Raw genomic sequence first — 13,075 nt, 5'->3', positions numbered from 1 at the left:
CATCCCCTGATAGAGAGATATTCCTGTTTGGCCGTGTATCCGGTAACAAAGTGGAAATCCTTCCCACCCAATCCGCATCAGTTCATCTGGCGTTGGGCCAGCGCCGAGCTACTTGTGTCTCCCCAAGGCAAACAGCTCGGAAGAAAACATAATCGGTACGTGCTCGCGTCCTGAGGTGGATCGTTCACTGTGATTGCGCGGGTGGCTTGCTATTTTCGGATGCGCAGCGTCGTGCAGGAAATATCTCGACGCCCGAGGGGACGGTTTCCACATAAAGCGATTGGCTGGGAAAAGCGAAATCGGAGCCGGCCGCAGCGACAAGCCCCTTGATCTCGTAGGCAAGCGCTTCCTTGATTTCCAAATATTCGCCCCAGTTTGTCGTGTTGGTAAAGCAATAGACCATCATATCAATCGAAGAGTCCCCGAAGTTTGCAACTCGGACGAATGTCGGCACTGCGGGAGGGTCGACGAAATCGGGGGTTCGGGAGATATAGCTTTCGATACCATCGCGGATTTGCCTGAGTTGATCGACGCTGGTTTCGTATTCAAGGCCGATGGTCCAGGAAATGCGCCTGTAAGTCATTTTGGAGAAGTTCGTCAGGGCATTATCAGCCAGCTTGGAATTTGGCACATAGAGCGGCGCCATATCGAAGCGGCGAATTTTGGTCGTCCGCAGACCGATCAATTCCACCGTTCCCTCAGCAATGCCGTCGACCATTATCCAGTCGCCACTTTCGAGACGCTGTTCTCCGATGATGAAGACACCGGCGATGAGATTCTTGAAGAGATCCTGAGCTCCAAGCGCGACAGCCGCTCCGAGGAGACCAAAGCCCGCTAGAACCGGCCCTATATGGATTCCCCAGACTTCGAGGGCAATTGCCATTCCCAGAGAAAACACAACAATTTTGACGACGCGGACAGTCCAGCCGATCATGCCATGGCTGAAGGTTGGGAGATGCTCCTCCAGGCTCGTCAGAAGCGGCTTCACGATCTCAAAGACAAACCAGAACATATTGATGACCGCCAGCGTCCGATTGATACGCCCGAATAATTCCGCGATCTCGGAAGGGACGGTCAACATTGCGGCAATACCGAAAAATGCAATGAGGATCGGAACGAACTGCAGGGGTGGTAAAAGCGCCTCAATGATCGCATCATCTGTCTTGTTCGGCGTCCTTTGCGACCAGTAGCGTAGTTGGCGTAATACGACGGAGCCGAACAGGCGTCGCATCGTGGCGGCAATCACCAGTGCCAGAACCGCAAGCAGGAGCTGGCCAGCTGTGACGCCGGCGACATCATAACGCCAGATCTGAATTGCGGTTTCGAGATATGGAACCAGCGCGTCACGCATGTCGATTTCACGGCCTATAACGTGAAGGAGTGATCATTCTTATGGAAACGTCGATCATGAAGGCTTTATCCAACCAGCCAGTATCGGATGGCGACCGTCACCAGGCCGAGCGCCGCAACGCTCACGGCCCAGATCAAAAACATCCATCCGAGGCGTTTCCAGATCGATGAGGTTTCAGCCTGCATCAGTGATATCCATGCAAGCCGGCCTTGCCCCGGAAAACCCAATAGGCCCAGGCGGTGTAGATCAGGATTATCGGAATGATGATCATGGCTCCGACAAGCATGAACCATTGGCTTTCAGGCGGCGCGGCTGCGTCCCAGATGGTGACTGATCGCGGCACGATATAAGGGTAGATGCTGATCCCAAGGCCGGCCGCGCCGAGCAGGAACAGGGCGAGCGCCATGACGAAAGGTACTCGTTCCATTCCGCGTGCCAGGCTCCAGAAAAAGACTGCAGCCGAGATGATCACGAGCAGCGGCACCTGTGCCGTGATGAGCACGCCCGGGAACGCAAACCAGCGCCGCCAGTAGTCGTAGGTCAGAAAAGGCGTGGCAACGCTCACCGAGGCGAGAGCGACAAGTGTTGCGATACCCAGCCAGAACGCCAATCGCCGCGCATGACGCAGGCTGGTGTTTTCCGTCTTCCAGACCAGCCACGATGCTCCCAGCAGAGCGTATCCTATCACAAGGGCAATACCGGTAAGAAGGCTGAAGGGACTGAGCCAATCGAGCCAGCCTCCTGCATAGGCATTGTTCTCGACGTGAATACCCTGCAGGATCGCACCCAGCATGACCCCCTGAGAAAGAGCGGCGACCAACGAGCCAAGGGAAAAGGCCGCATCCCAGAACGCCCGGTGACGCGGGTGACGCCAACGGAATTCGAATGCCACTCCTCGGAACACCAAGCCAAGAAGCATTGCGATGATCAATGGATAGGTCGCCGGAAGGATGATTGCGTAAGCAAGTGGAAAGGCTGCAAACAATGCGCCACCACCAAGCACGAGCCATGTCTCGTTGCCATCCCAGACGGGCGCGATCGAATTCATGGCCTGGTCGCGTTCATCGCCGACGCCGAAGGTGGGAAACAAAATGCCGATACCAAGGTCGAAACCGTCCATCACCACATAGGCGAAGACCGCAAAGCCGATGATCACGGCCCAGACAACGGTGAGATCCAGCGAGGCAATCATGTTCGGTCCTCCAGTGGAAGCGATGCACCGAGGCCCGGAGCGGGCGTCAGACCGGCGGCGCGTTGTGGCACGTTGGCCGGCTCACTTTCATGCGGCTCAGGCGGTTTGGACATGAGCCTGAGCAGATAAAATATGCCGGATCCAAATGCGAAAAAGTACACGATCACAAAAGCCAGGAGCGAGACCGCGATGGCCGGGGCCGCAAGCGGTGAATGCGATTCCGCCGTCCGGAGCAATCCATAGACGGTGAAGGGCTGGCGCCCCACTTCCGTCGTGATCCATCCCGCGATAACAGCGACAAATCCTGCAGGCCCCATGCACACGGTGGCCCGATGCAACCACACCCACTCATAGAGCTTTCGCCTGTAGCGGGCGAGAAGGCTCCACAATCCGATGCCGAGCATCGCAAAGCCGAGTGCGACCATAATCCGGAACGACCAGAAGATGATCGGCGCGGGCGGCCACTGGTCTCGAGGAAAGTCCTTCAACCCCTGCATCGGCGCAAAGGGATCATGTTTGAGGATCAATGAACCGAGATGTGGTATGGCGACCTCGTACCGCACCCTTGCCTCTTCATTGCTCGGCAGACCGAAGAGGATCAGCGGCGCGCCCTCGGCATGCGCCTCATAATGCCCTTCCATCGCGAGAACCTTGGCAGGCTGGTGTTCCAAGGTGTTGAGCCCGTGAGCGTCGCCGGCGAAGATCTGGATCGGTGTGACAATCGCCGCCATCCACATCGCCATTGAGAACATCTTCCGCGCCCCGCGATTGGAACAATCCTTGAGCAGATGCCATGCTCCGACACCACCAACGACAAACGCAGTCGTGAGGTAGGCTGCGAGTACTGTATGAACGAGACGATAGGGGAAACTCGGATTGAAGATGATCGCCATCCACGAGCCCGCCGGTACGAATTGCCCATCGGCATTGATCGCAAATCCGGTCGGTGTATGCATCCAGCTGTTAACCGAGAGAATCCAAGTCGCCGAAATGAGCGTTCCAAGCGCCACCATGCAGGTGGCGAAAAAATGTAACCCTTTCCCGACCTTGCTGATGCCGAACAGCATCACCCCAAGAAATCCGGCTTCGAGGAAGAAGGCGGTAAGCACCTCATAGGCCATCAGCGGGCCGATGACAGGTCCCGCCTTGTGAGAAAACACCGACCAGTTGGTGCCAAACTGGTAGGACATGACGACGCCCGAAACAACACCCATGCCAAACACGACGGCGAAGATTTTCAGCCAGTACCGATAGAGGTTCGCATAGACGCCGTCACCTGTCCGCAACCACAATGCCTCGAGCACCATCAGAAAGCTGGCCAGACCGATCGAAAAGGCGGGAAAAATGAAATGAAATGAAACGGTGAAAGCGAACTGTGCTCTCGCCAGAATTACCGGATCCAGGTTCTCAAGCACCGTTCCGTCTCCTTTGCTGAGATCGGTTGAACTGACCTAATCTGATGTCTGCGATGTTGCCCTATGCCGCCAGAACCCTGACGGGGATCGATTTCGCTGCCGGCGTGCCGCTGATCTTGTCGTAATATTCAAGCGGAAGGAGCGGGTTCAGTTCGGGATAATATCCGGCGACGGAGCCGCGAGGCATCGGGTAGTCAAGTACCGTTAGGCCATCGACGCGGCGCTGCACGCCATCATCCGTGATCGTTTCGATGGATATGCGCCCGCCGGCTTCCAACTTGCGTTCCTTGCGGTCGTCCTCGTTCATGAAGAGCACCATGCGGTCATTGTAAACGCCGCGGTAGCGGTCGTTGTAGCTGTAGATCGTCGTGTTGAACTGATCGTGCGAGCGCACCGTAGCAAGCCTCAGCATCGCAGGATCGGCGACAGGCGCATTGACCTCCAGGCCGGGCAATAACAGGAAGTTTGCCTTGCCATTCGGTGTCAGCCAAACAAGTCGCCTTGGCGCAACATCGAGATGAAAACCCTTGGGATTTTTGATGCGCTCCGAAAAATCGGAGTAAAGTTCTGGATAGACGGCTGCGATCTTGTCACGGATCAAGTTATAGTCGTGGATATAGGTCTCCCAAGGCACCTTACTATCGGGGAGCGTCGCCATCGCCATGCGGCAAACAATCTCGGTCTCCGGCTTCAGATGTTCGCTGGCTGGCCTTAGTACGCCACGTGAGGCGCTCACGTTCGACATGGAGTCCTCGATGGTTACGAACTGCTCGCCGGCCGACGTGTGTATCCATTCCGATCTGGCAACCACGGGGAGGATTAGCGCTTCCTTGCCATGCACGAGGTGGCCACGGTTGAGCTTGGTGGTAATGCCGACAGTGAGTGCAAGCTTGCTCATTGCTGCATAGGATCGCTCCGTGTCCGGGATCGCACGGACGAAGTTACCACCCATGCCGATAAAGACTTTGGCGGTGCCGTTCTCCATCGCCTCGACGGATTCGACCGCATGATGCCCGTGCTCGCGGGGTGGCTCAAATCCGAACACATCCCGGACCTTATCGAGATAGCGCTGCGTTGGCTTTTCATCGATCCCCACGGTACGGTCGCCCTGAACGTTGGAGTGTCCTCTTATCGGCGAGATGCCGGCTCCAGGCTTGCCAAAGTTTCCCTTCAGCAAAAGCAGGTTTGAGACCTGCTGCACCAGGCGTGACCCATCCTGGTGTTGAGTGATACCCATTCCGTAGCAGATCATCGTCGCGTTCGAGCGAATGTAGATCTCGGCACAGCGGCGGATCTGGTCCTCCTCCAGGCCCGACGCCTTAACGAGTTCGGGCCAATCATGGGTCATGACCTCATCGCGAATATCATCGAGACCAACAGTATGTTTCGCAATGAAATCATGGTCGAGGATCGTTTCCCCCTTCGCCTCACGCTCGAACATCACCCGCATGATGCCTTTCAAGAAAGCGAGATCACCGCCGATCTTCATATGGACGAATTCGCTGGCGATCGGCGTGGAGCCGAATGTCGCCATCTGGATCATGTCCTGGGGTTCAGTGAAGCGTATCAGCGCGCGTTCGGGCATGGGATTGACGGCCACGATCGGAACACCGCGCTTGCGCGCCTCAACCAGGTTCGTCATCATGCGCGGTGAGTTGGTGCCGGTGTTCTGCCCGATCACGAAGATCGCCTCGGCATGCTCGAAGTCTTCGAGGACCACCGTACCCTTGCCGACACCGATTGCAGGCGGCAGACCGCGGCTCGTCGGTTCATGGCACATGTTGGAACAGTCCGGGAAATTGTTGGTGCCGAATTCCCGGATAAAAATGGCGTAGAGGAAGGCCGCCTCGTTCGGCGTCCGGCCAGACGTGTAGAATTCCGCCTGATGGGGGCTTTCCAACGCCCTCAAATGTTTGCCGATCAGCGCAAAGGCGCTGTCCCAGTCGCAGGGCACGTATTTGTCCGTGGCCGCATCGTAACGCATCGGCTCGGTCAAACGCCCCTGCATCTCCAGCCAATAGTCGGACTGCTCCATAAGTTCGGAGACGGTGTGCTTGGCGAAGAATTCCCGCGTGACCCTGAATTTGGTTGCTTCATGCGCCAGCGCCTTTGCGCCGTTTTCGCAAAATTCGAGCGTCTTCTTGCAGTCAGCGTCTGGGAACGCACAGCTTGGACACTTGAAGCCACCAGGCTGGTTCATCGCCAGCAACGCTCGCGATCCCTTCGTCACGACACTTTGCTCCAGCAGGACCTTGGCGGTTGCAGCAGCAGCGCCCCATCCTCCGGCCGGATGATTGTATGTTTTGTATTCCGCTCTTTTGTCAGCCATGGCCCACACTCCACAAGTGCTATTCCCGTAGTAATAAAGCACGTTATGTTATTGTTTTCCATGGACAATATGTCCATAATGAGCAGACAGTTTGTCTGTTTTTCAGAGTGCAAGTGCCGCTAACTCATTGACAACCATCAATATCCAAAGTGGTACGGCATTTGCAGAGAATATCTGGACCAGGTGGGAGAACCGCAGTCGTATCCGACAGCCCATCTGCTTCGCGTGAATTTCATTCCGCTGAGCGTTAATCCAGATTGAAGTTTGCCAGGAAAAAACATGATCGTCCGTGAAACACCGAACCTGTTGCGTCTCTTCCTCGAGGTTCGAGGATCGGTCATACGGCGGATTTATCCGCGTGTGCTGGTCGTGATGTTCATGTCAGCCGTCGTGGTCTGGGCCCACACTCGCCATCCAAATCTCATTCCGCTCGTGGATGGGGCACCATTCTATCTGATCGGCCTTACCCTCTCCATTTTTCTCGGGTTTCGCAACAACGCCTGCTATGACCGCTGGTGGGAAGGGCGAAAGCTATGGGGCCATCTTTTCGCCTATAGTCGTGATCTTGCGCGCCAGACTAAATTATTGCTGCAGAATGGCGATCAAGCTGTCAAAGACCGTGAGCGTCTGATCAAGTTGAATATCGTTCTCGTCGAAGATCTGGTACGCCACCTTCGCTATGGCGACAGGCTGGGAGACAACGTCGAGACTCTGCTGTCCAGGGATGAACGTCTGGCGCTTCTCAAATCCTTCAACGCACCAAACTATGTCATTCAATTAATGGGGGACTGTCTTGCCGGCATGTCGGCAAAGGGTTGCATCACCGATATCGAGTTCGGCATTCTTGACCGTACAATTTGTCAAATGAACGAGGTGATCGCTGGCTGCGAACGCCTGAGGAATACCCCAGTTCCTTATGGCTACACGCTTCTGCTTCACAGGACCGCTTATCTTTTCTGTTTTCTCCTGCCGTTCGGACTAGCCAACATGCTCGGCCCTATCACACCGTTTGCCGCAGGCGTCATCGCCTACACGTTTTTCGGCCTCGATGCGCTCGGTGACGAATTGGAGATGCCCTTTGGGACGAGGCCCAACGCGTTGCCAATCGCGGCAATATCCAAATCGATCGAGATCACGTTACGCGAAGCCCTCGGAGAGGAAAATCTCCCGGAGATGCCGGTGCCCGTAAAATCGATCCTTCTTTGAAGGTTTTCAGGATAGCGGACCGCGGAAGTGCGATGCTACTACGCACTCCGAGATCACAGCGGGTGAAAAATCGCTCTGAGCTGCGGCGGAACACGACGCGACGTATCAACCAGGAATGACGCATTTCTCTCTCTACTAGATGATCTGCGTTCAGAGGTTCCACTTCTCTATCCAGCCAGCCCTTTGAACGAGGCTCTCAGGCTCGTCACGATCATTTCCACGGCGATAGCCGCAAGGATCATGCCCATCAATCTCTTGGTCACCGCAGAAACGCTGGCCGAAAGATAATGGCCGATAAAGGGGGCGCTCCAGAGCGCAACCGCAAGAACGGCGATCATCGCGAATAGTCCGACACCCAGCCCGATTTGCGCGTCTTGAAGACTTGCCGCATGGCCGAACACAATCAGCGTCGATATCGTACCCGGGCCGACCAGCAGAGGAATGGTCAACGGGTAGACTGCAACGCTGTCACCGGCGATTTTTGATGTCTCGCCTGCATCAGGCTGATGCTGGGCGCTTGACGACCCATGCAGCATGGCAAGAGCGATCAGCAGGACAATCAGTCCACCGGCCAGGCGGAAATCATCAATCGTCAAGCCAAAGATCGTCAAGATGGCTTGCCCTGCAAAGACAGAAACAAGCGAAGCCACAACGACGCCCAGAATTGCGACCGAAGCGATCCGCCGCCTTTCGGCGTCGGATCGTCCTTCGGTAAGGGACAGAAAGATAGGAATGTTTGCAATCGGATTCATGATCGCGAACAATGCGGCGAATACCTTGATTGCGAACTGTATTTCAGGATGCATATGATGACCTTTGCGCGTTACCGTTGGGAGATTACCTGAACAGGGACGCGGTGCTCAGCAGAGTGTTCCACACTCCCCAAAGGATCGGAATGCCGATTGCGCACCATGCCAGTGCGACCTTGAGTTCGAGGCCCCCTCGCCCGATCCCGAACGCCCCCGAATGGTCGGAAAGGGACGAAACCGCCTTCGCCTGCAGCGCGGCAACCTCGCTGTCCGTCATGAACCATTTGTCACCGAGTGGTCGAACCAGCAGGTTGGCAACAAGGCCGAGCGCCAACATTCCGGCCAGGATGTACATCGTGAAGTCATAGACTTGAGCACGCGGCACGCCGGCGGAAATCTGGAACTCGCGCAGGTAGTTCACAACAACCGGTCCGAGAATCCCAGCCGTAGACCAGGCTGTGAGAAGTCTGCCGTGGATAGCGCCCACGAACTGAGTTCCGAAAATGTCTGCCAGGTAGGCAGGAACGCACGCGAAGCCGCCTCCATACATCGAAACAATGACGCAGCAGATCGCAACGAAGGCCACCTGGCTTCCCGCATGAGCGGCGGTTGGAGCCAGAACGTAGAGGACGATTCCAAGGGCGAAAAATATATAATAGGTCCTCTTGCGGCCAATCCTGTCGGAGAATGTCGCCCAGAAGAAGCGGCCGCCGATGTTGAACAATGACAGCAACCCCGCGAAGCCGGCGGCGATTCCGGCAATCACGGCTTTCTGTGCCGACGTGAGATCGGAAAAGCTGACATCCTGAAGCCCGAGCAGCCTGCCGCCGAAGATCTCCTGAAGCATGGGTGACGCCATACCGATTACCCCGATACCGGCGGACACGTTGAGGCACAGGACGAGCCAGATCAGCCAGAATTGCTTTGTTTTGTGCGCGTTGCGAAGATGAACATGCCGATGGGTGATCATCGATGCGCTGGCGGTCGGCGCAGGCGCCCAGCCGTCCGGGCGCCATCCGGCCGGCGGTATCCTGTATCCGAATGCTCCGGCCATCATAAATACGAAATAGATGGCTGCCATGGCCACGAAGGTTTGCCAGATGCCTGCGGAATCTGGACCGTGAAAGAACTGCATCAGGAAGTTGGCCAGCGGCGCGCCGATCATGGCGCCGCCTCCAAATCCCATGATCGCCATACCTGTCGCCATACCCCTTCGATCGGGAAACCATTTGATCAGAGTCGATACCGGGGAGATGTAACCAAGCCCCAGACCGATCCCGCCGATGATCCCGGACCCGAGCCACATGATCCACAACTGGTGAACATATATGCCAAATGCTGCAACGAGCATGCCGCCGCACCAGCATAGGGCCGCAACAAAAGCCGCCTTTCGCGGGCCGACCACCTCAAGCCAGCCACCCCAGATTGCAGCCGAGCATCCGAGCAGGACGAAGAAGAGCGTGTAGATCCAACCAAGGTCGGAGACACGCCAGTTGCAGGACGTGGTGAACAGTGCGCTGAAGAGGTTGAGATCGCTACATGTGGCGGCGGGCTCCCCCGGGAGCAGTTGCGACAGCGGCAACCAGAACACGCTGAAGCCATAAGCCATGCCGATGCAGAGATGAATTGCAAGCGCTGCCGGCGGAACGAGCCAGCGGTTGAAACCGGGCCGGCCGATGATCCTCTGCCGGTCCAGTAGATTGAAAGTATTTGTTCGAACGAGCGTGTCTGCATTGGCCGTCACAGCATTCCTCCTCTTTCCGCACCGGATCTCGATGGTGGCATGAGTGGCGAGCAAAAATTACGCCAGAACGGAATACTGATAAATATCAATTATATGGTTCTAACGAGCCAAGGTAGGTATGGACAGTTTGTCCTGGCCGGTAGGCCTGGTTGTCCGTTTTGATGCGGGTCGACCTTGCGGTAGACGAAAAACAGATTACCCCACCCACCCCCTATGGCTTCAGCAACACCTTGCCGGTTTTGCCTGGCGTCAGGGAGGTTGTGACCGCGTCTGCAATCTGACCCAGAGAGAACACGCCCTCGACTGGCAATTTCAGTTTGCCGGCTGCAACGAGTTGCAACAGCTCACCGATTAGTCGAGATTTATCTTTCGGCGACATGCTGGCACTGACTTTGGCGCCCCAGAAGCCTTTGACGACCGCCTGTTTGAAGATCAGGTCGCCGGACGATATCTGCATCGGTTCGCCCGTGGCCGAGCCGAAAGAAACCAGCAACCCATCTTCACCAAGCAGCGATAAAAGCTTGCCGCTTATCTCTCCACCAATCGAGTCCACGGCAGCGTTGAACGGCACGCCACCGGTGATTGCCCGGGCACGTTCTTCCCAGTCGTCGTGTTCGGTTGATACGACGTTGGAAATACCAAGTTCGTTGAGTTGTTCTATGGCGTCGTCGCGACGCACCAGATTGACCACTTCGATATCGCGCGTTGCCGCCAGCATTGCCACTGTCTTGCCAACCGCACCGTTGGCGGCGTTCTGGATTATCCGATCGCCTCCCTTCACATTCAGAAACTCAAGCAGAGCAATGGCGCTGAACGGCATTGCGATCAGTTGCGCCGCGGCGACGTCAGGGATCGCGTCAGGCACGGGGATGACTGCTTTTGCCGACGCAAGAAAATACTGCGCCCATGTGCCATGGACCGATGCAACAGCGACACGTTCACCAATCGACACACCATGGACGTCTTCACCTAGAGCGTCGACTATGCCGACAGCTTCCGATCCCCCGATGGCAGGCAGGGTCGGCTTGTAGCCATAACTGCCGCGAACCGTCCAGAGGTCGTGATTGTGAATTGGCGAGAGGATCGTTCTGAGACGGACCTGACCGAGACCGGGTTGAGGAATCGGACTATCCGTCAATGCCAGAACCTTGGCAGGATCACCAAATGTCGAATGACTCACACTACGCATTCCGGGCGATCCAGTCATCAAATGCCTCCATGAAGGTTGTCAGAAACTTTCGAGTGTCATGGTTGACGAGATTTCCCTGATCATCGAGAAGGGAAGTCACGTTACTGAGGTAAACCTCGGGATGAGACAGTGTGGGAACCCCAAGACCCGCAAGGATCTGACGTAGATGATGGTTGGCTCCGAAGCCACCGATCGCGCCGGGAGAAATGCTGATGATCGCAGCGGGCTTGCCAAGCCACACACTCTGCCCGCGGGGTCTCGATCCTACATCGAGTGCATTCTTGAGAAGCGCAGGCACCGAGCGATTATGCTCAGGAGTAACGAACAGGACGGCGTCAAAACTCTTCATCCTGTCACGAAATATGGCCCAGGGAATTGGCGTCTTGCCATCGTCGTCAAGGTCCTGATTATAAATCGGCAAATCCCCGAGACCGACAACTTCGAACTCAAGCCGTATGGGTGCGAGGGTGATCACCGCGTTTGCAATTTTACGACTGAGTCGTTCGCTTCCGACAAGAACTGCGACCGTTTTAGCCTCCTGGAGACTCATGAATTTTTCCCTTCCTGTTGCTTGTCTCGCAAAATACCTACCTTGGGCGGCATTATTTGAACTCGCGCGCGCTGCTCATCCACATTGGTCATGAGGCGCGAACTTCGTTGTCCGGTGAGACAAATCCAGAGCCAGCTCATCGCGACAGCGAGTCGGTTTCGAAGCCCGATCAGAAAATAGATGTGTGCAATCCCCCATAGCCACCAAGCCACGTACCCCTTGAGCTTCACGCGCCCGAAATCGACGATCGCTGCGCGCTTTCCGATGGTCGCCAGACTGCCGGCATCCTTGTAGGCAAAGGGGGCATCTGATTGTTGGCCGCGAATTCGTGCGCGGATAGTCGCCGCAACATAGCTTCCTTCCTGCTTTGCTGCCGGCGCAACTCCTGGCACCGGTCGACCATTCGTTTCCACATAGGCCGTGTCACCGATCACGAATATGTTCTCATCGCCTGGGACCGTCAGATCGCGTTTCACGAGTACCCGACCGGCACGATCCACGGGGGTTCTGAGCCATTCCCCGGCCGGAGACGCCGCAACGCCTGCAGCCCACAGGATTGTTTGCGCAGGCAGCAGTCCGCCGCCGATCTCGACGCCTCGCTCGTCACATCGGGACACCGGCTGCCCGAGCAGGACTTCCACACCGAGGCTGTTCAGGGCGCGCAGCGCATACTCCGACAGGGTTTTCATGAAACCCGGGAGTATCCGGGGGCCTGCCTCGATGAGCACCACCTTTGCCGTACGTGTATCGAAATTTCGAAAATCCGGGCGCAGCGTGTCATGCGCCAGCTCCGCGATCGTTCCGGCCAGTTCTACGCCTGTCGGCCCACCTCCGATGACGACGAATGTCAGGAGCTTTTGGCGCAGCGCCTCGTCGCTTGTCCATTCGGCCTCCTCGAAGGCTGCCAGAATCCGGCGGCGTATAGTGGTCGCATCATCGAGCGTCTTTAAAGCCGGCGCATGGGGCTCCCATTCGTCGTGGCCGAAATAGGAATGGCGGGCGCCGGTGGCCAGTACCAGGTAGTCGAACGGAAGCGGTTCTTCATCCTCGACCAGTACCTGACGCTTTTCGAGGTCGACGCCGACAACGTTTCCGAGAAGCGTCGTGACGTTTTTAAACCGGCTGAGCAGCGAGCGAATAGGCCAGGCGATCTCGGAGGGGGCAACGGAGGCTGCGGCGGCCTGATAGAGCAACGGCTGGAACAGGTGGTAGTTGCGCCGGTCGATCACGGTGATACGGACCGCCGTACCCGCGAGATTGCGGGCTGTTTCCAGCCCGCCAAAACCGGCACCGACGATGACGACATGAGACAAGCCACGGTCCATGATCATACCCGCCTTTCCCGCTTGA

At 56.6% G+C, this 13,075-nt stretch carries 11 protein-coding genes; 1 reads left to right on the top strand and 10 read right to left on the bottom strand.

What is annotated here, in order from left to right:
- Positions 1-184: 184 nt before the first annotated feature.
- The 5 genes from AB4Z23_RS25590 to AB4Z23_RS25570 all read right to left on the bottom strand — a co-directional run bounded on the left by AB4Z23_RS25590 (position 185) and on the right by AB4Z23_RS25570 (position 6,287).
- Positions 185-1,351, bottom strand: a complete 1,167-nt coding sequence (locus AB4Z23_RS25590) for a mechanosensitive ion channel family protein (protein WP_441360979.1) — start codon at positions 1,349-1,351, stop codon at positions 185-187.
- A gap of 65 nt (positions 1,352-1,416) precedes the next feature.
- Positions 1,417-1,536, bottom strand: a complete 120-nt coding sequence (locus tag AB4Z23_RS25585) for a DUF2474 family protein (RefSeq protein ID WP_082710631.1) — start codon at positions 1,534-1,536, stop codon at positions 1,417-1,419.
- The gene (gene cydB, locus AB4Z23_RS25580) at positions 1,536-2,543 is read right to left on the bottom strand and encodes a cytochrome d ubiquinol oxidase subunit II (protein ID WP_441360978.1); all 1,008 of its coding nucleotides are present in this window, start codon (positions 2,541-2,543) and stop codon (positions 1,536-1,538) included. Before cydB ends, AB4Z23_RS25585 begins: the two co-directional genes overlap by 1 nt.
- On the bottom strand, positions 2,540-3,958 hold the full coding sequence (locus tag AB4Z23_RS25575) for a cytochrome ubiquinol oxidase subunit I (RefSeq protein ID WP_441360977.1): 1,419 nt from the start codon (positions 3,956-3,958) through the stop codon (positions 2,540-2,542). The genes cydB and AB4Z23_RS25575 overlap by 4 nt, the downstream gene beginning before the upstream one ends.
- Positions 3,959-4,019: 61 nt before the next feature.
- Positions 4,020-6,287 (bottom strand): FdhF/YdeP family oxidoreductase, encoded by a 2,268-nt coding sequence (locus AB4Z23_RS25570; protein WP_441360976.1) that lies wholly within the window; start codon positions 6,285-6,287, stop codon positions 4,020-4,022.
- 279 nt (positions 6,288-6,566) lie between these two features.
- Between AB4Z23_RS25570 and AB4Z23_RS25565 the strand changes: the two genes are divergently transcribed.
- Positions 6,567-7,493, top strand: coding sequence for a bestrophin family protein (locus AB4Z23_RS25565; protein WP_441360975.1), 927 nt, complete (start codon positions 6,567-6,569; stop codon positions 7,491-7,493).
- A 167-nt stretch (positions 7,494-7,660) separates the two neighbouring features.
- Here AB4Z23_RS25565 and AB4Z23_RS25560 read toward each other — a convergent pair whose 3' ends face one another.
- The 5 genes from AB4Z23_RS25560 to AB4Z23_RS25540 form a co-directional block, all read right to left on the bottom strand.
- Positions 7,661-8,299, bottom strand: coding sequence for a MarC family protein (locus AB4Z23_RS25560; protein WP_441360974.1), 639 nt, complete (start codon positions 8,297-8,299; stop codon positions 7,661-7,663).
- 31 nt (positions 8,300-8,330) lie between these two features.
- Positions 8,331-9,986 (bottom strand): OFA family MFS transporter, encoded by a 1,656-nt coding sequence (locus tag AB4Z23_RS25555; protein ID WP_441360973.1) that lies wholly within the window; start codon positions 9,984-9,986, stop codon positions 8,331-8,333.
- 211 nt (positions 9,987-10,197) lie between these two features.
- Complete coding sequence (locus AB4Z23_RS25550; protein WP_336513134.1) at positions 10,198-11,193, bottom strand: zinc-binding dehydrogenase; 996 nt, start codon at positions 11,191-11,193, stop codon at positions 10,198-10,200.
- Entirely contained in the window at positions 11,168-11,725 is a 558-nt protein-coding gene (locus tag AB4Z23_RS25545; protein ID WP_441360972.1) for an NADPH-dependent FMN reductase, read from the bottom strand. Before AB4Z23_RS25545 ends, AB4Z23_RS25550 begins: the two co-directional genes overlap by 26 nt.
- Positions 11,722-13,050 carry an NAD(P)/FAD-dependent oxidoreductase gene (locus tag AB4Z23_RS25540; RefSeq protein WP_441360996.1) on the bottom strand — a complete coding sequence of 443 codons (1,329 nt, stop codon included), beginning with the start codon at positions 13,048-13,050 and terminating at the stop codon, positions 11,722-11,724. The genes AB4Z23_RS25545 and AB4Z23_RS25540 overlap by 4 nt, the downstream gene beginning before the upstream one ends.
- Positions 13,051-13,075 lie beyond the last annotated feature (25 nt).

Source organism: Agrobacterium sp. MCAB5 (assembly GCF_052114365.1).
In the GTDB taxonomy this organism is placed as follows: Bacteria; Pseudomonadota; Alphaproteobacteria; order Rhizobiales; family Rhizobiaceae; genus Agrobacterium; species Agrobacterium tumefaciens.
The sequence above is the reverse complement of the archived record's forward strand: the minus strand, read 5'-3'. Positions and strand labels throughout refer to the sequence as shown.